At 65.8% G+C, this 21286-nt stretch carries 17 protein-coding genes; 7 read left to right on the top strand and 10 right to left on the bottom strand.

Translation table 11 applies throughout. From position 1 onward, the window contains the following. The first annotated feature begins 110 nt into the window (after nucleotides 1–110). The 3 genes from argE (at nucleotide 111) to mscL (ending at nucleotide 3015) form a co-directional block, all read left to right on the top strand. Nucleotides 111–1343: an acetylornithine deacetylase gene (argE, locus tag OKW28_RS24780; RefSeq protein WP_429449698.1), complete on the top strand. Its 1233-nt coding sequence runs from the start codon at nucleotides 111–113 to the stop codon at nucleotides 1341–1343. Nucleotides 1344–1434: 91 nt separating this feature from the next. Next, the gene (locus OKW28_RS24775; RefSeq protein ID WP_429449696.1) at nucleotides 1435–2469 is read left to right on the top strand and encodes a threonine ammonia-lyase; all 1035 of its coding nucleotides are present in this window, start codon (nucleotides 1435–1437) and stop codon (nucleotides 2467–2469) included. A gap of 99 nt (nucleotides 2470–2568) precedes the next feature. Then, complete coding sequence (gene mscL, locus OKW28_RS24770; RefSeq protein ID WP_429449694.1) at nucleotides 2569–3015, top strand: large conductance mechanosensitive channel protein MscL; 447 nt, start codon at nucleotides 2569–2571, stop codon at nucleotides 3013–3015. 123 nt (nucleotides 3016–3138) lie between these two features. On the opposite strand, the gene OKW28_RS24765 is transcribed toward mscL, so the two are convergent. The 3 genes from OKW28_RS24765 to OKW28_RS24755 form a co-directional block, all read right to left on the bottom strand. Continuing rightward, complete coding sequence (locus OKW28_RS24765) at nucleotides 3139–5112, bottom strand: response regulator (protein ID WP_429449692.1); 1974 nt, start codon at nucleotides 5110–5112, stop codon at nucleotides 3139–3141. 59 nt (nucleotides 5113–5171) lie between these two features. Then, nucleotides 5172–5663 carry a response regulator gene (locus tag OKW28_RS24760; RefSeq protein ID WP_429449690.1) on the bottom strand — a complete coding sequence of 164 codons (492 nt, stop codon included), beginning with the start codon at nucleotides 5661–5663 and terminating at the stop codon, nucleotides 5172–5174. Between the two features lie 80 nt (nucleotides 5664–5743). Next, nucleotides 5744–7354: a sensor histidine kinase gene (locus tag OKW28_RS24755; protein ID WP_429449688.1), complete on the bottom strand. Its 1611-nt coding sequence runs from the start codon at nucleotides 7352–7354 to the stop codon at nucleotides 5744–5746. Nucleotides 7355–7738: 384 nt separating this feature from the next. On the opposite strand from OKW28_RS24755, the gene OKW28_RS24750 reads away from it, so the two are divergent. Further along, complete coding sequence (locus tag OKW28_RS24750; RefSeq protein ID WP_027197613.1) at nucleotides 7739–8230, top strand: hypothetical protein; 492 nt, start codon at nucleotides 7739–7741, stop codon at nucleotides 8228–8230. 150 nt (nucleotides 8231–8380) lie between these two features. Here OKW28_RS24750 and OKW28_RS24745 read toward each other — a convergent pair whose 3' ends face one another. Further along, complete coding sequence (locus OKW28_RS24745) at nucleotides 8381–10864, bottom strand: AsmA family protein (protein WP_429449686.1); 2484 nt, start codon at nucleotides 10862–10864, stop codon at nucleotides 8381–8383. A gap of 170 nt (nucleotides 10865–11034) precedes the next feature. On the opposite strand from OKW28_RS24745, the gene OKW28_RS24740 reads away from it, so the two are divergent. Together OKW28_RS24740 and OKW28_RS24735 are read left to right on the top strand one after the other, a co-directional pair. Next, the gene (locus OKW28_RS24740) at nucleotides 11035–11775 is read left to right on the top strand and encodes an ABC transporter ATP-binding protein (protein ID WP_184033411.1); all 741 of its coding nucleotides are present in this window, start codon (nucleotides 11035–11037) and stop codon (nucleotides 11773–11775) included. Continuing rightward, nucleotides 11772–12578, top strand: coding sequence for an ABC transporter permease (locus OKW28_RS24735; RefSeq protein ID WP_429449684.1), 807 nt, complete (start codon nucleotides 11772–11774; stop codon nucleotides 12576–12578). Before OKW28_RS24740 ends, OKW28_RS24735 begins: the two co-directional genes overlap by 4 nt. A 69-nt stretch (nucleotides 12579–12647) precedes the next feature. On the opposite strand, the gene OKW28_RS24730 is transcribed toward OKW28_RS24735, so the two are convergent. Together OKW28_RS24730 and OKW28_RS24725 are read right to left on the bottom strand one after the other, a co-directional pair. Then, complete coding sequence (locus tag OKW28_RS24730; RefSeq protein ID WP_429449682.1) at nucleotides 12648–13196, bottom strand: DUF6013 family protein; 549 nt, start codon at nucleotides 13194–13196, stop codon at nucleotides 12648–12650. Nucleotides 13197–13429: 233 nt separating this feature from the next. Beyond that, the gene (locus OKW28_RS24725; protein WP_429449680.1) at nucleotides 13430–14446 is read right to left on the bottom strand and encodes a zinc-binding alcohol dehydrogenase family protein; all 1017 of its coding nucleotides are present in this window, start codon (nucleotides 14444–14446) and stop codon (nucleotides 13430–13432) included. Nucleotides 14447–14557: 111 nt separating this feature from the next. Here OKW28_RS24725 and OKW28_RS24720 point away from each other — a divergent pair, with 111 nt between their 5' ends. Next, complete coding sequence (locus OKW28_RS24720) at nucleotides 14558–15526, top strand: LysR substrate-binding domain-containing protein (protein WP_429449678.1); 969 nt, start codon at nucleotides 14558–14560, stop codon at nucleotides 15524–15526. A 22-nt stretch (nucleotides 15527–15548) separates the two neighbouring features. Here OKW28_RS24720 and OKW28_RS24715 read toward each other — a convergent pair whose 3' ends face one another. The 4 genes from OKW28_RS24715 to OKW28_RS24700 all read right to left on the bottom strand — a co-directional run bounded on the left by OKW28_RS24715 (nucleotide 15549) and on the right by OKW28_RS24700 (nucleotide 21218). Further along, nucleotides 15549–15851, bottom strand: coding sequence for a hypothetical protein (locus tag OKW28_RS24715; RefSeq protein ID WP_429449676.1), 303 nt, complete (start codon nucleotides 15849–15851; stop codon nucleotides 15549–15551). 87 nt (nucleotides 15852–15938) lie between these two features. Further along, a complete protein-coding gene (gene ligD / locus OKW28_RS24710) occupies nucleotides 15939–18722 on the bottom strand; it encodes a DNA ligase D (RefSeq protein ID WP_429449674.1) in 2784 nt (927 codons plus the stop codon). 48 nt (nucleotides 18723–18770) lie between these two features. Then, nucleotides 18771–19781, bottom strand: a complete 1011-nt coding sequence (locus OKW28_RS24705; RefSeq protein ID WP_429449672.1) for a Ku protein — start codon at nucleotides 19779–19781, stop codon at nucleotides 18771–18773. 201 nt (nucleotides 19782–19982) lie between these two features. Continuing rightward, complete coding sequence (locus tag OKW28_RS24700) at nucleotides 19983–21218, bottom strand: cytochrome P450 (RefSeq protein ID WP_429449670.1); 1236 nt, start codon at nucleotides 21216–21218, stop codon at nucleotides 19983–19985. Nucleotides 21219–21286 lie beyond the last annotated feature (68 nt).

Genomic DNA, 21286 nt, shown 5'->3' with positions numbered 1-21286 from the left:
TTTTCTGCATCGATGCTGCGCTGCGCCAACGCGAGCCCGGCTTTTTGGACATCCTTACGAAAATGCAATTTGGGATATGATCGATAGACACAAAACGCTGGAGTCATGTCATGTCTCATGTCGCTGAAACAGCGCAATCGTTGCAGTCGCCCGGCTCCTCCACGTCCCCCGCTTCTCCGATATCTCTACCGTGGGTCACCCGTCTCGTGTCGATGGACACGGTGAGCCGCAATCCCAACCTCGGCCTGATCGAAACCGTGCGCGACGAGCTGCGCGCGGTCGGTATCGACGCGACGCTGACGCACGGCAAGGGCGGCAAATGGGCGAACCTGTTCGCGACCATTCCCGCGCACGACGGCGAAACGAACGGCGGCGTCGTGCTGTCGGGCCACACCGATGTCGTGCCGGTGGACGGCCAGCAATGGGACAGCGATCCGTTCAAGCCGGAGATTCGCGGAGACAAGCTCTATGGCCGCGGCACCTGCGACATGAAGGGCTTCATCGGCGCGGCGCTCGCGCTCGTGCCGGACATGCAGCGCACGAAGCTCGCGAAGCCGATCCACTTCGCGCTGTCGTTCGACGAGGAAGTGGGCTGCGTCGGCGCGCCGCTTCTGATCGCCGATCTGATGAAGCGCGGCGTGAAGCCGGACGGCTGCATCGTCGGCGAGCCGACCAGCATGCGCCCGATCATCGCGCACAAGGGCATCAACGCGTATCAGTGCTGCGTACGCGGCCAGGCCGCGCATTCGTCGCTGACGCCGAAGGGCTTGAACGCGATCGAGTACGCGGCTCTCCTGATCTGCTACATCCGCGACATGGCCGACCAGTTCCGCGCGCAAGGCCCCTTCGACGAACTGTACGACGTGCCGTTCAGCACCGCGCAGACCAGCACGATCACGGGCGGCAACGCAATCAACACGGTGCCGGCCGAATGCCAGTTCCAGTTCGAATTCCGCAATCTGCCGACGCTCGATCCCGAGCAGATCTTCGCGCGCATCGACAGCTACGCGCGCGAAACGCTGCTGCCGAAAATGCTGCGCGAGCACCCGTCGGCCGCAATCGAGATCACGAAGATCGCCGCGGCGCCCGGACTCGATTCGTCTGAACAGGCCGCGATCACGCAGCTCGTACGCGCGCTGACGGCCGACCAGGACAAGCGCAAGGTCGCATACGGCACCGAGGCCGGCCTGTTTTCGAACGCGGGGATTCCGAGCATCGTCTGCGGCCCCGGCGACATCCAGCAGGCGCATAAGGCGAACGAATTCGTCGAGCTCGCGCAGCTCGTCGCGTGCGAGCGCTTCTTGCGCAAGTTCATCCACAGCATGTCGGTCGAGGCCGCTTAGCCCGTTTCGTTGCAGCGGCGCGCAGCCGCAGTGAACCTGCGCGCCGAACCACGGGTCTCACAGCGACATCGACGACTCCGGAGCGACCGCCATGTCCAGCGCCATGCAGCAGCACACGGATCACACGATCGACGGTGAGCCGATCCCCACGCTCGACGACATCGCCGCGCAGCACTTCGCGTTGACGCCCTGGGTCGCGCGCACGCCGGTGTTCGACCGGCTCGACTTCGCGTCGCTGCGCGGCACCGTCGTCAATTTCAAGTTCGAGCTGCTGCAGGCGGGCGGCAGCTTCAAGGCACGCGGCGCCTTCACGAACCTGCTCGCGCTCGACGACGCGCAGAAGAGCGCGGGTGTCACCTGCGTGTCGGGCGGCAATCACGCGGTGGCGGTCGCCTATGCGGCGATGCGGCTCGGCGTCAGCGCTAAGGTCGTGCTGTTCAGCGCAGCGAATCCGGCCCGCGTCGCGTTGTGCCGCGAGTACGGCGCCGACATCGTCTATGCGGAAGATCTCGCCGAAGCGTTCGAACTGGTGCGCCGCGTCGAAGCCGAGGAAGGCCGCTATTTCGTGCATCCGTTCAACGGCTATCGCACGGTGCTCGGCTCGGCGACGCTCGGCTACGAATGGGCCACGCAAACGCCCGACCTCGAAGCGGTGATCGTGCCGATTGGCGGCGGCGGACTCGCGGCCGGGGTCTCCACCGCGCTGCGGCTCGCGAATCCGAACGTGCACGTGTACGGCGTCGAACCCGAAGGCTCGGACGTGATGAGCAAGAGTTTCGCCGCCAACCATACGGTCAGAATGGGCCACATGCACAGCATCGCCGATTCGCTGATGTCGCCGCATACCGAGCAATACAGCTACGAGCTGTGCCGCCGCCATGTCGATCGGATCGTCACCGTGTCCGACGACCAGTTGCGCGAGGCGATGCTGATCCTGTTCAATCAGCTGAAGCTCGCGGTCGAGCCGGCTTGCGCGGCCGCCACGGCCGGATTGCTCGGACCGCTGCGCGAACAGTTGCAGGGCAAACGCGTGGGCGTGCTGCTGTGCGGCGCCAATATCGACCCGGTCAGTTTTGCCGCGCATCTGGAGCGCGCGCGCCATAGCGAGTCACAGTTTCCTCATTAGCGACGCGCAGCAGATGCGCTTGTTGCCTTGCGGCTAAAGCACTAGCCTATCCGCTTCAGGTTGGTATGATTCGGCTATTCATATCAGGGAGGTGGTTGTATGAGCATGATCCAGGAATTTAAAGAATTTGCCCTCAAAGGCAATGTGATGGATCTGGCGGTCGGTGTGATTATCGGCGGCGCGTTTTCCACCATTGTCAATTCCGTGGTTAAAGACCTGATCATGCCGGTTGTCGGGGTCGCTACCGGCGGCCTCGATTTCTCCAATCTGTTCGTTCGCCTGGGCCATATTCCGGCCACTTACAAAGGCAACCCCGAATCGTATAAAGACCTGCAGACGGCTGGCGTGGCGGTGTTCGGTTACGGTTCGTTCATTACCGCGACGATCAACTTCATCATTCTCGCGTTCATCATCTTTCTGATGGTCAAGTTCATCAACAAACTGCGCAAGGAACCGCAAGCCGCGCCGGCGGAGCCGCCGGCGCCGCCGGAAGACGTGCTGCTGCTGCGCGAGATCCGCGATTCGCTGAAGAACCAGCAGCGTTAATCGTCGAATCAAGCTCGGGTTGCACGGCCTGAGCCAGTGAAATTAAAAGGCCTGTTGCGATCGGCGTCGCAACAGGCCTTTGTGTTTTCACGCTGCTTTCAGCGCGCTGCGCTTTATCGAGCCTTATCCTCCCTTTTGCGCCTTCAATTGCGCCGCGCTTTCGATCATCGCTTCGAGCTGGCCGAGATTGACAGGCTTCGTCAGATGCGATGTAAAGCCCGCGCTCAAACAGCGGCGCACGTCCTCGTCGGTGCCGAAGCCGGTCAGCGCGACGGCTGGCACGTCGGAATGTTCGCGAAACGCCTTGACGAAATCGAGACCAGTGCCATCGGGCAATCCGACATCGCTGACAACCAGATCGAACCTGTGCAACTGCGTCGCGGCAAGCGCATCGTCGACGCGCCCGACCACCGTCACCTGATGACCCAAGCCGCGCATCAATTGGGCCATCACGTCGGCGGTGTCGGCATGGTCCTCGATCAGCAGCACGGACAGCGAACTCGCCGGCTGCACGTTGCTCGGCACGATGACCGGCGGCGCGGGGGCCGGCGCGGCGGCGGTCGGCAGCGTGATCGTGAAGGTCGCGCCGCAATGCGGACCGGGACTCTGCGCGGTCACAGTGCCGCCGTGCACGTCCGTCAAAGCCTTCGTGATCGCGAGACCGAGACCCAGGCCGCCGAACTGCCGCGTCATGCTTTGGTCGCCCTGCTCGAACGCATTGAACAGCTTGCCGATCTGCTCCGGCTCGATGCCGATGCCGGTGTCTTCGACCGAGATCTGCACCTGCATGCGTTCGTCGCGTGTGCGCACATAGATATGGCCGCCGTCCGGCGTGAACTTCGCGGCATTTCGAATCAGGTTCCACAGCATCTGTTGCAGCCGCGCGCGATCGGCGAGCACGTAGTGATGCGTCGCGTGCTTCTCGACATGCACGTCCTGCTGCTTGACCTGGATTTCGCTGCGAAAGAGTTCGAGCACGCTGTCGATCACGTCGTGTACGTCGACGGTCTCCAGCGACAGCCGCAGCTTGCCGTTCGCGACGCGCGTCAGATCGAGCAGATCGTCGATCAGCCGCGCCTCCAGTTCGACGTTGCGGCGGATCATGCGCACGCTCGCACGCGCCTGCTCCGGCAGTTCCGGGATCATCTCGAGCACGCTCGCGCCCGCGAGCACCGGCGTGAGCGGTGTGCGCAATTCGTGCGACAGCATCGCGAGAAAACGGTCCTTCGCGCGATTCGCTTCTTCGGCGGCCTGGCGCGCGGCCTGCTCGGACTCGAGCAGTCGCTCGCGCTCCTCGATCGCCTCGCGCTGCGAGTGGATGTCGGTGCAGCTACCGAACCATTTGCTGACGTTGCCATCGGCATCGCGCATCGCGACCACGCGCACGTCGAACCAGCGGTACTCGCCGTCGTGGCGGCGAATCCGCATCTCGTGCCGATAGTCGCCGCTGCGGCTCGCGACGGCCTTCAGCCAGCTTTGCCGGATCTGCTCGCGATCGTCGGGATGCACGGCGTCGAGCCACGCGAGACCATGCGAGCCATGTTCGGGCAAGCCGGTGTAGTCGTACCACTGCTTCGACAGGAAGTCGCAATCGCCGGCCGCGTCACAGGTCAGCACGAGATGCGGCAACGTCTCCGACAGCGTGCGGTAATGCAACTCGCGATCGCGCAGCAGTAGCGCTTCGTCGGACGCGCGTTGCAGCCGCACCTGCGACAACACGCGCTCCACGGCCTCTGGCAGATAGTCGAGATAGTCGCCGGACTTCGGCACCACGTCGGACACGCCCGCGCGCAGCGCTTCGATCACGCGCGACTCGTCGGTGAAGCCGGTCACGAGGATCGCCGGAATGCGCACGCCCTCCGCGCGCAGACGCCGGAAGAAATCGAGCCCGGTCTCCGGTCCGCTCAGCTGATAATCGAGCACGAGCAGATCGGGGGCGCCGCGCGCGAGCCGCTCGCGGGCCGCCTCGACGCCGGCGCAGATCGTCACCCGGCAGCCGGCGCGTTCGAGCGACTTGCGCGCGAGCCGCAAGATGCCCTCGTCGTCATCGACGACGAGCACATAGGCGGCGTGCGGCGTGGACACTTCTTCGATCATGCAGGTGCTCTCCGGCTCGGTACGGTGCTCATCTTGTCATGAACGGCTTTCGGACAGCTTCAGGGCGGCGCGAGCCGATGCCCCGGCGGCAGTTTGACCACTTGCAGGAAAAAGCCGAGCCGACGCACGGCCTCGATGAACGCATCGTATTCGACCGGCTTGCAGAGATAGACGTTGCAACCGAGTTCGTAGCAGCGCGCGATTTCGCGCGGATCGTCGGTCGTGGTCAGCACGATCACGGGCACGGCGGCGGTCTCGGGGGCTTCCTTCAGACGCCGCAACACCTCGAAGCCGTCGACGCGCGGCATCTCCAGATCGAGCAGCACGACGAAATTCGCCAGATTCTCGCGCGGCGGATAGGGATGGCCGTCGGCGTCGGTCAACGGCTCAGCGGCCGCGGGGCCGAAGAAGTAATCGAGCGCCTGCTGGCCGTCGCGAAGGCGCACGAAGCCATTCGAAATGCCGGCGCGGCGCAGATTCCGCTCGACGAGCGTCGCGTGGCCGTCGTCGTCTTCGATCAGAACGATGCTGACCGTTTGCGCGTGATTCATAGGCTCTCCGTGCCAACGATTCGTCATCCATGCCGCCGGGAGAATGGCAGCGGCAGTGCCCGCGCCGGCGTGCGCCGCGCTCAGAGGCGCGCCGGCTGCTCGGGCAGCACCACGAAAAAGGTCGATCCGGCGCCTTCAGCCGATTCGACCCAGACGCGCCCGCCGTGCCGCTCGACCGCGCGCCGCACCACCGCGAGGCCGATCCCCTCGCCGCTTGCAACGTCCCCGTGCAGACGCTGGAACGCGCGAAACACCTTCGACAGATACACGGCCGGAATGCCGAGCCCATTATCGCGGACGTAATAGGTGCGCATACGGACCGCGCGCGGCTCGCTTTCGTCGACGGGTTCGGGCGCGAGCGCGCCGACCTCGATGCGCCCGCGGCGCGCCGGATCGAGGAAAGTCAGCGCATTGCCGATCAGGTTGCCGAAGATCTGCTCGACCGCCGCCGGATCGCCCCATGCGGGCGGCAGCTCGCGCACCGTGACGCTCGCGACGCGGTGGTCGATCGTGCCTTGCAGCCCATCGACGACTCGCGCCACCGCGCGCTCGACGCTGACCCGCTGCCACTGATATTCGAGCCGTCCCGCGCGCGAGATGCGCAACAGCGCGTCGATGATCGCCGCCGCGCGCGCGACCGCGGTGCGCAAATAGTGCAACGACTCGCGCACGTCGCCATCGAGGATCTGCGTCATGCGCCGTGCTTCGTTCTCCGACAGACGAGCCTGTCCGACGAGCACGTCGAGTTCGTCGCACGACACGTGCAGCTCTTTCGAAAACCCCTGCAGATTGACGAGCGGCGAGCGCAGATCGTGCGACACGCTGTAGATGAACATCTCGTTGTCCTGCGTTTCCTGGCGCAATTCCTCATTGACGGCCGCCAGTTCGCGCGCGCGTGCTTCGAGCTCCGTCTTCAGCGCCTCCTGCCCGGCTTCCGCCTCGCGCAGACGCGCATCGGTCTGATGTAGCACCGTGTCGAGCGCGGCGATTTCGTCGCTGCCCGACAACGGCGCCGCGAGCGGCCGGCCGCTGCCGAGCCGCTCGGCGTTATCGGTCAGCACTTCGAGGCGTTGGCCGATGCCGCGCGCGAACACGAAGGCGGTGACCGCCCAGATCAACATCGAGCCGAACACCGCGGCGATCAGTGCGCGCTGCTGAAGCTCGCGCCGCTCGCCGAGCGCGCTCGAGCGCTCGACGTCGAGCTCCGACGCCGCCGCGCCGAACTGGGCCAACTCGTCGCGGAACATGGCGATCTGCTCCGGCAACTCGCCGGTTTCGAGCGCGATATAGGGGCGTAGACTGCGCCCCTCGTGCAACGCCTGCGAGATCGCGACACTCTGTTCGCGATACGCGTCGATCGCGCGCCGCATGCTGCGCACGCGCTCGGCCTGGGCCGGCGTTTCAGCGACGAGCGCATCGAGCTTCGCGAGCCGGTCATTCAGGTCGACCCACACCGCATGGCGGTCGATCAGCGAGGCGCTGCCCGTCACCATCGCCGTGCGCACGCGCGCGGCCTGATGCAGCAGCGGATCGACGATGGCCGACGACTCGTAGAGGATCTGCTTGCTGTTGTCGACCCATCGCGCGGCCTGCGCGGTCCGCTCCTGGGTATCGAAGACGACCCCGAGCAGCGCGAGTTCGACCACGCTCGGTATCGCGATCAGCAGCAGACCTTTGGTGAATAGTTTCATGGTTCCGTCAGGGCGTTCAGGCTGTGGTTCAGGCTGCCACTCGAACGGCGGGGCTCGCGCGCACCCGTCGCGCCCTGCAAGCGGGCGCCGCGCGGCTTGACGGGCCATTATCGACGTGAATCGGAGATATTTCAACGACGCGCCAGCAAGCGCTCGACCACACAAAAATGACTTTTTTATTGGGATGGGATGTTTTTTCCGCGCCGCCTGCGTCTATGATGGAGACAAGGTGTGCTGGGATGCGAATGCGCGCGGCGAGGCGGTTCGGCATGATTCGTGCGGGAGGCGGTGGCGCGATGCGGTAGCGTCGAATCATCGTGAATCCGGCCTTGTCGTATGCTATAAAAGATCGACGTGCGGCGCGCGAAAGCCGGGAGTGGTCGCATGAGGACGCAGCGATTCTTGCAATTCTTTTTCAGGCGAATTTTTATGTCCTTCCCGAAAAAGCGTAGACGCGCGAAGGTGGACGGCGACGAGTCGTTCCTCGCGGTTCTGCGACATTTCAAGCCGTTCGGTCAACTCGACACCAAGATTGCGCGGGCTCGCGCGCAGGACGAACCGGTGCTCTATGCACACGTGCTGCCCGGACTCGACGTGCTTCTATGCAGTGTGCGCGGCGCACAGCCGCCCTACCCCGCACCAGCCGAATTGCGGCGGCGCTGCATCGAATCCATTACCAACGCGCTGGAGCAGCCGCTCGATGGTCTCGAGAATGGCGGCTACTGGTACGAGGCCGACGGCTTCGGCTTCCTCGTGTTCGCGAGCCGTGCGCGCAGCAAGATTCTGACGGAGTTCGGCGCGACACGAATCGGTACCCGCCGCGGCGTGCGTCGCCAGGATGCGTCGGGCGATGCAACACCACGTTCGCTCAGATAGCACCAATCGGGCGCCCTGAAGTTCAGGGCTACTGACAGGTCGTTCTCTTCGCTTCATCGAAACCCTGGCTCGACGGCAACCGCGCGCAGCTCCTCACGCGGCATCATACCGTTGATTCGGCGATCGCATCATCGACGCGCTCGCCGCGCATCAGCTGCCCTTGTATTCGGCCGCGCTCGCCGGCGACGACGTCGCTGGCTTACGATCCACCGCGGCTGGCGACGACGCGCCGCCCGAGGACTTGTTGACCGGCGCGCCCTCGAGCGACATCGGCGCCTTCGGCTGTTGCTTGACGCCCGGCGGCGGCGCCTTCGGCATCTGCCGCACTTGCGCGAGCAATTGCGCGCACGGTAGCGGCTTGTTGTTGCTCGGCGCGAGCAGCGGGATCAGCGCCGCGAACGGATTGATCAGCCCGAGCCCGACCGCCGCGCCGCCGCGCAACGCGAGCGCGGCCGCATTGACGCCGACGTGCGGATCCTTGAAGGTGCCCTTCACGTACAGCGGCGAGCGCAGCGAAATGACCCGGAAGCCCTTCGTATGCGGATGCACGCCCAGGTCCATCGTCTCGTCGCGCAGATTCACGTGACCGTCGATGTTGATCACCGCGTCGTCGGTATCGAGCGCGAACACGCGCGCTTCGAGTACGCCGTCCGTCGCGACGAAGTCGGCGGCCGCGCAGTTGATCTTCACGTCGCGATTGCCGAACAGCTTTTCGTAGACGACGTTCGCGACGTTGAGCCCGGCCGCCTCCATCAGCAGACGGCTCACGGTGCCGTCGGTCACGAGCGCCTTCAACTCGCCGTTCGATGTCGCCGCGAGCGCCGCCGGCGAATTACCGGTCGCGGACAGCGACGCATCGCCGTTGATCTCGCCGAGCGCGTTCTGCATTGTCTTGAAGCTCGGGAACAATTGCTTCAGCTTGATATGCCGCGCCGACGTCGCGAAGCGGCCCTTCAGCGGCGCTGCGCTGCCATCGAGATGAATGTCCGACGCGAGCGAGCCGCCCGCGACGCCGAACTTCAGCGGCACGAGCGACAGCACGCCATCGGTCATCACGACGTGCGTGTACAGATCCGTGATCGGCAGGTTCGCGTTCTTGATGATGCGCCGGCCGGTGAACTTGACGTCGGCGTCGATCGCCTTCCAGCGGTCGGTGCGGAACTCCTCGACCGGCAGTGCGCGGTTGCTCGGCTGCGCGGCCGCGTCGCCGCGCCCCGCCTTGCTCGCGTTCGAATCGGCGCCGATCACCGGCGCGAGATCCGAGAACTGCAACAGATGCGACTCGAGTTCGCCCCGCAGCAGCGGACGTGGCTCGCGCCCGGTATAGGTCAACGACCCGTTCAGATCGCTGCCGCCGACCCGGCCTGTAAAGTTTTCATACGTGAACACGTTGCCGCTCGCTTTGAACTGACCGATCAGATGACCCTCGGTCGCGTACGGCGGGGTCTCGGGCAAGGTCACGCCGGTCAGCGAATACAGGCGCGCCATGCTGTTGCCCTGCAACCAGAGACGCAGATCGAGCGCCGCGAGATGCGCCGGATCGGTGACCGTGCCGACGAAGGCGATATGCAGATCGCCGGCTTTGACATCGGCTTGCACCGGGAACGGCCGGTTCGCGTCCTGCAGCGCGAGCACGCCGCCGAGCTTGCCGTTGCCCGACACCGGCGTGCGGTTGTACGTGCCCTTGACGGTCCAGCCGATCGCATAAAGCGGCGTCGCGCGCCTGGCGCCAGGTGCGCTGCCGCTCGCCCCCGAGACAGCCGCGGCCGGGCTGGCGCTCCCGCTGGTGGTTTCGGCTGATGCGGCGGCGCCGCTCGTCGCGAGCGCGCCGGAACTCGCGGCCGCGCCCGACGTTGCGGACGCGCCCGATGCGCCCGACGCCTGCGCCGCCGCTTCATAACCCGCCGCTGCGGAAGCCGCCTTCGCCTCCGAGGCCGCCTGTGCCTCGGCCTGCACGGCGAGTTGGCGCGCGCCCGCCCGGCCGACGGCCTGAGCCGACGCGCTGCGCGAGGCCGCTTCCTGCTGCTTCAGCGCGTCGCCGATCGGGATCGGCTGCCCGAGCGTATCGACGACCATCTGCACCTCGACCTTCTTCTGCTGATCCGACAGCGCGATGTTGCCCTTCGCGAACGCGATATCGTGCAGATCGAGCTTCCACGCGGCGGGTCCGCTCGACGACGGCAGCTTGAAGGTCCAGTTATTGCGCCCGTCGACAAGACGTTCCAGATCGACCGACGGATTCACGAGGTTGATCGCCGGAATCACGATGTCGTGCGCGAGCAGCGGCAGCACCTCGACCTCGAAGTCGATTTCGTCGAGCGTCGCGAACTGCGGCTGTTTGGTCCAGTCGGGATTGCCGATCGTGATGTTGGCCGCCGAAAAGCGCGGCCAGGGCACCCAGCCGCGCCAGCCGGTCTCGCCGACCGCATGACGCCAGCCCACCGTCAGGTCGCCGTTGATCGCAAACGGCCGGCCGATCGCCTGGCTGACCTTGTCGTCGATGTAAGGCCGCGCGCGGTTCCAGTCGAAGCTCAGGATGAAGATGACGAGCGCGACGATCAGGATCACGAGCGCCGCCAGCAGCCATGCAAAGATTTTTCCGACCCGTCGTCCGGTGCTGCTCGACCCTGCCATTGAAAGGCTCCGCGTATTGTTCTATGTTGTGCACCGTGCAGCAGTTATCGTACCTGGCGCGCGAGCATGAATCGCCGCGTTGGTCGTGCGCTGTTGCGCCTCGTCGTTTTATCATGGCGCACGCTTTACCGACAGCCCCACCGGCACACCCTCCCCACGACGTTCCAACCATGACCGATGTTCCCTTCGTCCTCGCCGACGGCATCGTGCGGCGCGATGCGCAGCGCGGCCAGACGCTGTTGCAGCCAACCACCTTCGCCCTGCGCGCCGGCGAGCGCGTCGCGATTACCGGACCGTCCGGCTCCGGCAAGAGCGTGTTTCTGCGCGCGCTCGCGCTGCTCGATCCGGTCGACGCGGGGCGCATCCTGTGGCATGGCGCGCCGCTCGAGCGTGCGCGGATTCCGCGCTACCGGCGCGCAATCGCGTATATCCGGCAGCGGCCCGCGCTGATCGACGGCAGCGTCGAAGACAATCTGCGCTATCCGTTTGAGCTGCGGGCATATCGCGACGCGCGCTTCGATCGCACGCGCGCGGCCAGGCTTGCGATGCAGGCCGGCCGCGGCGAGGACTTTCTCGGCAAGCGCGCAAGCGAATTATCGGGTGGCGAAGCGCAGATCGCCGCGCTGATCCGCGTGCTGCAACTCGCGCCCGAAGTGCTGTTGCTCGACGAGCCGACCGCATCGCTCGATCCGGCGTCGTCGCGCGCGATCGAAGCGCTCGTGCAGGCGTGGTTCGATGCCGCGCCGGGCGCTCACGCATCGATGTGGGTGTCGCACGATGTCGAGCAGGCGGCACGCATGAGCGAACGGCATCTGACGATGCGCGCCGGCGTACTGGCCGAACACACTTCCGTGCGGCGCGATGCGGACCAACGCGCTCCCGCGGACCAGCGTCGGGAGCCCCGCCAATGAGCCTGCAGAATCTGAGCTTATGGGACGTCGCGATCGCGACGCTGCTGATCGTCGTGAATGGCGCGGTGTCGGTCGCGCTGAAGCTCGATCTCGAGCGCAAGCTCGCATGGGCGGCGGTGCGCACCGTGGTCCAGTTGCTCGCGATCGGCTACGTGCTCGGCTGGGTGTTCAGTTTCGCTCGCTGGTACGTCGTGCTGCCGCTGATGATCGTGATGACGCTGATCGCCGGTTTCGCCGGCGCGCAGCGCGGCAGCCACACCTATGCCGGACAACGCGCCGACAGCGTGCTGTCGATCTGGGTCAGCTCGTGGCTCGTGGCCGCGGTGGGACTGTTCGTCGTGATCCGCATCCATCCGTGGTACGCGCCGCAATATGCGATTCCGATTCTCGGCATGATCCTCGGCAACACGTTGACCGGTGTATCGCTCGGCATCGAGCGGATGACCGAGGAGCTGACCGCGCGGCGCGACCGCGTCGACATGGCGCTCGCGCTCGGCGCGACACGCTGGGAGGCCGCGCAGGCGCCGGCGCGCCAGGCGGTACGCGCGGGCATGATGCCGACGTTGAACCAGATGGCGGTGGTCGGCGTTGTCAGTTTGCCGGGCATGATGACCGGTCAGGTGCTGGCCGGGCAGTCGCCATTGCAGGCGGTGCGCTATCAGATCGTCATCATGTTTCTGATCGCGGCGGCGTCGGCGCTGGGGACCGTGGGCGCGGTGCTGCTGACGTACCGGCGGCTCTTTTCGGCCGAGCATCAGTTCTTGCCGACGCGGCTCGTCGAGCGTGAGGCACGCAAAGGATGACGCACAAGGATGACGCGCTAGCGCGTGCTACGGCCGCGCACGCGGCCATCATGCCGCGCGCTCGAACCTTCACCGCTTCGCGGTGACGGCGATCTCCGTGCCGTCGGTCAGCGTCAGCGTTTTCGTCGTGCCGTTGACCGGCATCGTGAAACGCACGATCTGACTCACGCGCACATCGTTCGGACACTTGAGCGTCTTGCCGCCGCTCGTCACGGTTTTCACGCCATGCGGCGTCTGCGCCTGGAAGCTCAGCTGGACGGCCGCGGTGCCGTCGCTCGACACCACCGGCGCGAAGCGGATCTGCGTCTGGCGGATCATCGCGCCATTCTCGTCGACCGCCAGCGACGCATAGTCCGGGCATGCGTCCGTCGCGGCCACCGGTCCGCCGGGCGGCACGGTCTTCCACGTGAAGTCGTCCGATTCGCCCGAGCGGATCGTGCGGGTCTCCTGGGAATTGCCGAACTGTTTCGACGTGACGCGAACGGTGTAGCGGATCGGACCGTCGAGCGCGGCCTTGTTGGTCACCGTGATCGGCGTGGCTGCGTGGGCAGCCGGCACGAGCGCGCAGGCGAGAGAAGCGACAACGGAAACGGCGGAGAGTTTGAAGCTGAAGCTCATACTGTCACCTCGTTGTTGTGCCGCTGCGCGCTCGCGTCGACGCGACTGCCTGTGCACTGTTCACGCACTGCCGAGGGCCGGCCGGTTCATACCGGCTTGCCTCGCCGCAAGACACGCAACCGTTTTGGCATGCTGCGTCGTCAGTCTAACGCCAAGCGCGCTGCCGCGCGTGCCGTGTCGGCTCTGGTGTTAACCCGCTTGCGGCGACGCGCTTTCTGCGCGTCGATTTCATCTCAGAAGCCGGTCAGCACCAGCTTGCCGATCGCGCGTCCTGCTTCGAGCAACCCATGCGCGCGACGCAGATTCTCCGCGTTGATGCGGCCGAGGTCCTGGCCGAGCGTCGTTCGCAACGTGCCCGCATCGACGAGCCGCGCGACCTCGGTCAGCAGCTTGTGCTGCTCGATCATGTCGGTCGTGCCGAACATCGAGCGGGTGAACATGAACTCCCAGTGAAATGCGGCGCTCTTCGCCTTCAGCAATTCGACGGGCACGGCGGCGCTGTTCTCGACGATCGTGCAGATGCTGCCTTGCGGCTTGATCAGTTGCGCGGCGGCCGGGAAATTACGGTCGGTGTCGTTGAAGATCAGCACGTAGTCGACCTGCTCGATGCCGATCTCCTTCATCTGCGCGGGCACATCGCCGAAATGATCGACGACGTGATCCGCGCCGAGATCCCGTGCCCATTTCGCCGATTCGGGCCGCGACGCGGTCGCGATCACCTGCAGCTTGCCGAGCTGCTTCGCGAGCTGGATGCCGATCGAGCCGACCCCGCCCGCGCCGCCGAAAATCAGCACCGTACGGCCTGCGTCGGCGCCCTGCGGCGATACGCCGAGGCGATCGAACAATGCTTCCCACGCAGTGATCGCGGTCAGCGGCAATGCGGCCGCGTGCGTGAAATCGAGCGACGCCGGCTTGTGTCCGACGATCCGTTCGTCCACCAGATGAAATTCGCTGTTGGCGCCCGGCCGGGTAATGCTGCCCGCATAGAACACCGGATCGCCGACCTTGAACAGCGTGACCTCGGGGCCAGCTGCGACGACAGTGCCGGCCGCATCCCAGCCGAGCACGCGCGGCGTCTTTTCGACGGTGTCTTTCGGCGCGCGCACCTTGGTGTCGACCGGGTTCACGGAAATGGCTTCGACCTTGACCAGCAGATCGCGGCCGGTCGCTTCGGGTTTCGGGATCTCGACGTCGACGAGCGCTTCGGCGTGATCGATGGGCAGATAACGGTAGAGTCCGACGGCTTTCATGGCTTCTCCTTGTGGGTTCGGTTGATGTGACGCATGACTCGTATCGTAGGATGGTTCTTATTCTGATAAAACAGCCATAATCGCTGAAACATTTTCTGGTTTTTCAGAATAATGGACGATCCAAGCCCGGCCGGCCGGTCCGTGCCCAGCGAACGCGAACGGCTCGATCTGCTCGACGTCGCGTTGTTCGTGCGTGCCGCGCTGCTCGCCAACGTGTCGGCGGCCGGGCGCGAGTTCGGATTGTCGGCGGCGGTCGCGAGCGCGCGGATCGCACAACTCGAAAAGATCCTCGGCGCGCGTTTGTTGCATCGGACCACGCGCCGCATCAGCCTCACCCAGGACGGTGAAGTGTTCATGACGCGCGCCGAAGCGCTGCTCGACGCGGCCGCCGCAGCGCGCGCATCGGTCGGCCGCGCGCAGGCCGAGCCGCAGGGACGGCTGCGCGTGTCGATGCCGTCGTCGTTCGGGCGTCAGCATGTGTCGCCGGTGATCAGCGAGTTTCTGCGCCGCTATCCGGGTGTCAGCGTCGATCTGCGCCTGACCGATCAGGTGGTCGATCTGGTCGACGCGGGAATCGATGTCGCGATTCGCGTCGGCGTGCTGAAGGATTCGTCGCTGGTCGCGCGGCGGCTCGCGGTCAACCGCCGCGTGCTGTGCGCGGCTCCCGCCTATCTGGCCGCGCGCGGCACGCCGCATCATCCGTCGGATCTCGCGCGGCACGAGTGCATCATCCTGTCGGAGCAGCGCGACTGGCGCTTCGTGACGCCCGCCGGTCCCCTCGACGTGCGCGTGAGCGGCCGCCTCGTCACCGACAACGGCGAGGTGATTCGCGACGCGCTGCTCGCGGGCTTCGGCATCGCGCTGAAATCGACATGGGACGTGGCGCCCTATCTGCGCAGCGGCAAACTCGTCAGCGTGCTCGACAGCTATCGTCTCGCGGACGACGTCGCGATCTGGGCCGTGTACCCAAGCCGCGCGTTCGTGCCGCCGAAGACGCTCGCCTTCATCGACTTCGTCGCCGCGCATTTCGGCGATCCGCCGTACTGGGATCGCGAGCCGGTTGGCCTGGCGGGCGCGTAGGCGCGATGCCCGCTACGCCGCGTCAGCGCTTGCCGCCCTTTGCGCCGCCCTGCTTGCGATCCGAGTTCACATCGGCATGTGCGTCGTTCTGCGTGCGTTGCTGATACTCGCCGCCGCCGCGGCGGTCGGTATCCTGCTGCCCATGCTCGATGTCGTCATGCGCCTGCTTGCCGACATGGCGCGGCTCGTCCTCGTGCTGCGACTCGGGATGCTGGTCGACTTCATGCGGCAGCGGCGCCGCGGCTTCCTGCAACGACTTCGGATCCTTGTTCGCGCGCGGGTCGGCTTGCGGGTCGCCATCGGTCGATTGCGGCAGGGTCTTCATTGCATTGCTCCTTCGCGAAGCGCGTTCGCGCGCTAAGTACGCACGGCGAATTCGCGGGTTGGATTCAGCCACCCGGACGAGCGCGCATCACGCGACGCCCAGACGTTTTTTCATCGCCGCGGTGATGCGCTGACGCGTCTTTGCGTAGTCGGCCCACGGGTCGTTTCTGAGGCCGTCCACGCGCTCGTGGACGTTGCGGATGCCCCATTGATCGCCGCTCGTCGTGCTCTCCAGTTCGTCCCACGCGAGCGGCACCGACACCCCGAGCCCCGGCCGCGCGCGTGCCGAGAATGCGGCCACCGTGCTCGAGCCACGGTTGTTGCGCAGATAGTCGATGAAAATCTTTTTCTTGCGATTCTGCGCGCCCATCTTCGCGCTGAAGTACTGCGGCAGCGTCGTCGCCATGTGCTGCGCGACCGCCTGCGAGAAATCCTTCACTTCGTCCCAGCCGGCCTGCTTCGCGAGCGGCACGACCACGTGCAAGCCCTTGCCGCCGCTCGTCTTGCAGAACGACTTCAGGCCCAGTTCGTCGAGCAGCGAGCGGGTCAGTTGCGCGGCCTCGACCATGCGTTCCCAGCCGAGCGACGGGTCCGGGTCGAGATCGAACACCATGCGATCGGGCTTTTCGATATTCGACGCGACCGCATTCCACGTATGAAATTCGACGGTGCCCATCTGCGCGGCGCCGACCAGCGCGGCGAGCGTGTCGATCGTGATCAGCGGAGGATGGCCCGGATCGAGTCCCTCGTGCTGCGTGACGTGCGGAATCGACAGCTTCTGACTGTGCTTCTGGAAAAACAGCTCACCGCCGATATCCTCGGGCGCGCGCACCAGCGCGACGGGCCGCTCGCGCAGATGAGGCAGCATCCATTCGGCGATTGATTCGTAGTACTGCACCAGTTCGAGCTTGCTTGCGCCGCTGCTCTTGTCGATCACGCGATCGGGATGCGAGATGCGCACACCGGCGATTTCGCTCTGTGCACGCGAGCGTGTTGCCGTGGTTCGGGCGGGCGCGCTTTCCTTGGCGGCGGGCCTGGCGGCACCGGCGGTCTTGCTGGTTGCGCGCTTTTTCGGCGCGCCTGTTTGCGGCGTATCGGCGGTGGCGGTTTCGGTTTGCTGTTGCACGTCGACTCCTTGTCGGGCGGTTTCCCTGACGATCTGGCGCGCCGGCTTGTCGTCGCGCAGGCTGACGAACGACGCCTGGCGCACGATGCCGTCGCCCGTCCATTCGGCGAAGTTGCATTCGGCAACGAGCACCGGCTCGACCCAATGCACGGGCGTGCGGCTGCGCTCGCGCGGTGTGCTCGCGAACGGCATGCGCTTGCTCGCGTGCGCGTCGAGCGCCTGTTTGACCGAGCGCAGCAGCGCCGCGTCGAAGCCCGTGCCGACGCGGCCCGCGTACTGCAGCCGGCCATCGGCGTCGTAGACGCCGAGCAGCAGCGCGCCGAACGCCGCGCGGCTGCCGCCCGGCTCCGAATAGCCGCCGATCACGAACTCCTGGCGGCGCCTGCACTTCAGCTTGATCCACGACGGCGAGCGGCCCGACACATAGCTGCTGTCACGCCGCTTGCCGATGATGCCTTCGAGCGCCATGTCGCACGCGCTCTTGAGCAGCTCGTCGGCGCTGAACGCGAAGTCGTTCGAAAAGCGCAGCACGCGATCATCGACGCCTTCGAGCAGCGCCCGCAAAATCGCGCGGCGCTGTTCGAGCGGCACGTCGCGCAGGTCGTAGCCGTTCAGAAACGGCAGATCGAACAGATAGATCACGATGTCCTGTGGGCGATGCGCATCGAACGCGTTTTGCAGCAACTGGAAGTTGGGCACGTCGCGTTCATCGAGCACGACGGCTTCGCCGTCGAGCCAGGCGCTTTGCATACCGAGTGCCGCGAGAGCCTCGATCTGCTTGCTGAACTTTGCGGTCCAATCGTTGCCGTTGCGCGTGAAAACGCTGACGGCCCCGCCCTTCGCTTTCGACGCGTGGTCGATGCGCGCGAGCACGCGGTAGCCGTCGAACTTGATTTCGTAGAGCCAGTCATCGCCTGGCGGCGCGCTGTCGACGAGCGTCGCCAGCTCCGGCTTCAGGCTCGCGGGCAAGTCGGCTGCGACCGCGCCTTCGATCGATGGCGATGCGGCGAGTTCGCGTAGCGACTGCGCGCTGCGCGTCGCGACGATGTCGGGGCGTTTGGGGTCGGCTGCGCGGCACAAGGATGCGGATTTCGCCGGCTTGCCCGCGCTCGTGGCCTTGCCGTTGCGCGAGGTTTTCGTCTCCGCTTTCGATTGCTTCGTTTTCCTGCCTTTCGAAGCTCCGTCGGCCAGCACGCTGCCCGGCAGCTTCTTCAGCACGTCGTAGTCGCTTTCGTCGCGCGCTTCCTCATCGCGCTCCTTGATCAGCAGCCATTGCTCCTTGTCGCCGCTGCCGCGCATGTGGCTCCGCACGAGCGTCCAGCCGCCATGCAGCTTCTCGCCGTGCAAATGAAACTTGAGCTTGCCGGCCGCGTACGACCGCGCGGCTTCGGCCGCGCCGCCCGCCGGCTCCCACGTGCCGCGATCCCACACGATCACGGTTCCCGCGCCGTAGTTGCCGGGCGGAATCTCGCCCTCGAAGGTACCGTATTCGACCGGATGATCCTCGACGTGCACCGCGAGCCGCTTGACCGACGGGTCGAGGCTCGGCCCCTTCGGAACCGCCCACGACAGCAGCGCGCCGTTCAGTTCGAGCCGGAAGTCGTAATGCAGACGCCGCGCGTCGTGCTCCTGGATCACGTAGGAGAGCGTATCGGGCCCGGCGCGCTTGCGGGTCGTCGCGCCGGCCGGCTCCGGCGTGTCCTCGAAGCGGCGCTTGCGATGATAGTGGTCGAGTCGGTCGTTCATGGCGATGACTCCGGTGCGTTTGGTGCCATAGACGGCTGGGCCGCGCGCTCAGGCCGCCGCGCTCCGTTTGCGGGACGTTGCGGTGGTTTTCGACGTCGCGCGCCCGCTGCCGCCGCTACCGCTGCGACTGCGCGCCGTGCTTGCCGCGCGCGGCTTTTTGCGCGCGGGCGCGGCCGCCTCTTCATCGGACTCGGCTTCGCTATCGCTCTGATCCTCGTCCTCGTCGGCGGCGCGCTTGCGGCCGGTGGTGGCCTGCTTGCCCTTGCCGCGGCCAAGACTGCGGCGCAGCAGATCGGACAGGTCGAGAATGTCGGCGGACTTGCGCGACTCGTGCGGCGTTTCGACCTCGACGACCTCCTCGGTCTTGCCCGCCTGGATCTTGCGCTCGACGAGCGCCATGATGTCGTCGCGAAACGTATTGTGATACTGCATCGGGTCCCACGTCTCGCTCATGTCGTCGATCAGCTTTTTCGCCATGTCGAGTTCTTTCGCCGACACGCCGGCGGCCTTCATGCCTTCGGGCGGCACGTTGAATTCGTCGAAATTGCGCACCTCGTCGGCCCAGCGCAGTGTGTTCAGCGCGAGCATCGGACCGAGCGGAATCAGCGCCGCCAGATGCTGCTTGTTGTGCAGCACGACACTCGCGACGCCGATCTTGCCCGACGCCGTCATCGCCTCGCGCAACAGCGCATAGACTTTTTCACCCTTGCGGTCGGGCGTCAGGAAATACGGCGTATCGAGATAGAGAAACGAGATGTCGGGGGCGTCGACGAACGCGAGGATGTCGACCGTCTGCGTCGACTCGGGGTTCGCCGAACGGATTTCGTCGTCCGACAGCACGACGTAGTGATCCTTCTCGTACTCGAAGCCGCGCACGATGTTGTCGCGGGTCACGTCCTTGCCGGTACGCTTGTTGATCTGCTTGTAGCCGATCGGATCGATCGTGCGCTTGTCGAGCAGATTGAAGCCGACCTTCTCCGACTGCGTCGCCGGATAAAGCTGCACCGGTACGTGGACGAGCCCGAAACTGATTGCGCCCCTCCAGATCATGTGTGCCATCGCGCGCTCCCCTGTCCCATGGCCCTGAAATATCAGGCGAAGCAGCAAGCGTGCCCGCGTTTCGGCGCGCTCGACACTGCCGCCACGCGTAAAGCAGGAGCGGTTCGGCTCGGCGGCGTGCTGTCATGGGGTTGTAAGTCTTGCGACGAGGCGGCAAAAGCTACGGTTTTCCTGGTGCGCGCGGTCTACGCGGCGCCCGCATCAAGGCTCGAGCAGGACCGGTACCGACGCAAACCCGCGAAACCGAACGCGACCGCCCCGCGTCGGCTCACCATCGACGCGATACGCCGGGAAGCGCTGCACGAAGCGCCCGATCGCAATCCGCGCCTCCAGCCGCGCCAGCGACAGACCCGCGCACTGATGAATCCCGAACCCGAACGCGAGATGCCGGTTCGGGTCGCGGAGGATATCGAAGCGGTCCGGCTCGGCAAACTGCTCGGGATCGCGATTGGCCGCGCCGATGCACAGCGTGACCGGCGTGCCGCGCGCGAGGGCGACGCCGCCGAACTCGGTATCGACGGTGGCCATGCGATTGCCGAGCTGGTTCGAACTCTCGAAGCGCAAGCACTCCTCGACCGCGGTGCCGATCAGCTCCGGCTCGCGCAGCAGCGCGGCACGCTCGTCAGGCCACTCGCTCAGCGTGACGAGCCCGTTGCCGATCAGGTTGGTGGTCGTTTCGTGCCCGGCGTTAAGGATGAAAATGCAGTTCTGCAGCAGTTCGGCTTCAGATAGCTGCTGGTCCGGCCCCTCCCCCTGGATCAGCCGCGTCAGCACGTCGTGCTGCGGATCGCCCGGCTCGCGGCGGCGTCGTGCGACGAGGCCGCGCAGATAGTCGACGAATTCGCTGACCGCGCGATTGCCGCGCTCGGACTGCGCGTCGGTCAGCGAGGGCTCGAGCGCGCCCAGTATCGCGAGCGACCAGTCGCGCAGCGGCGCGCGTTCATCGTGCGGCACGTCGAGCAGATTGCCAATGACCTCGACCGGAATCGCCGACGCGAATTCGCCGATCAGATCGATACGTCCGCGCTGCGCGGCCGCATCGAGCAGGCCGTCGACGAGCCGGATCAGGGCGGGCTCCATCGCAGCGATCGCGCGCGCGGTCAGCGCGCCGGCGATCAGCTTGCGCACACGCGTATGGCGCGGTGGATCGTTGAACACGAGACTCGTGGTGTGATGCGCGTAGAGGAGAGAGTCGCCGTATTTCGGGCGGAACTCGACGGTCTTGTCGGAGCTGAAGGTCTTGGGGTCGCGGTAGACCGCCTGCACGTCGCGAAAGCGCGTCAGGAACAGCGAGCCGTCGGGCATGCGCCGGATTGGCTCATAGCTGCGCAGTGCGTGATAGACGGGATAGGGATCGGCGTAGAACGCCGGGCTCAGATGACGCAGATCGAAGTCGCGGGCAAGGGAGGATGCCTCGCTGGCGGTTGCCGGGGTCATGCATTGTCTCCGTGGGGCGTCTTGTTGCGCCCGTGTGGGGTGGTGGGTTCGTGTGACCGTATTCGTTC

The organism is Paraburkholderia sp. 40 (genome assembly GCF_050434105.1).
GTDB lineage: Bacteria > Pseudomonadota > Gammaproteobacteria > Burkholderiales > Burkholderiaceae > Paraburkholderia > Paraburkholderia tuberum.
This window is presented reverse-complemented; position numbering and strand designations above follow the sequence as displayed.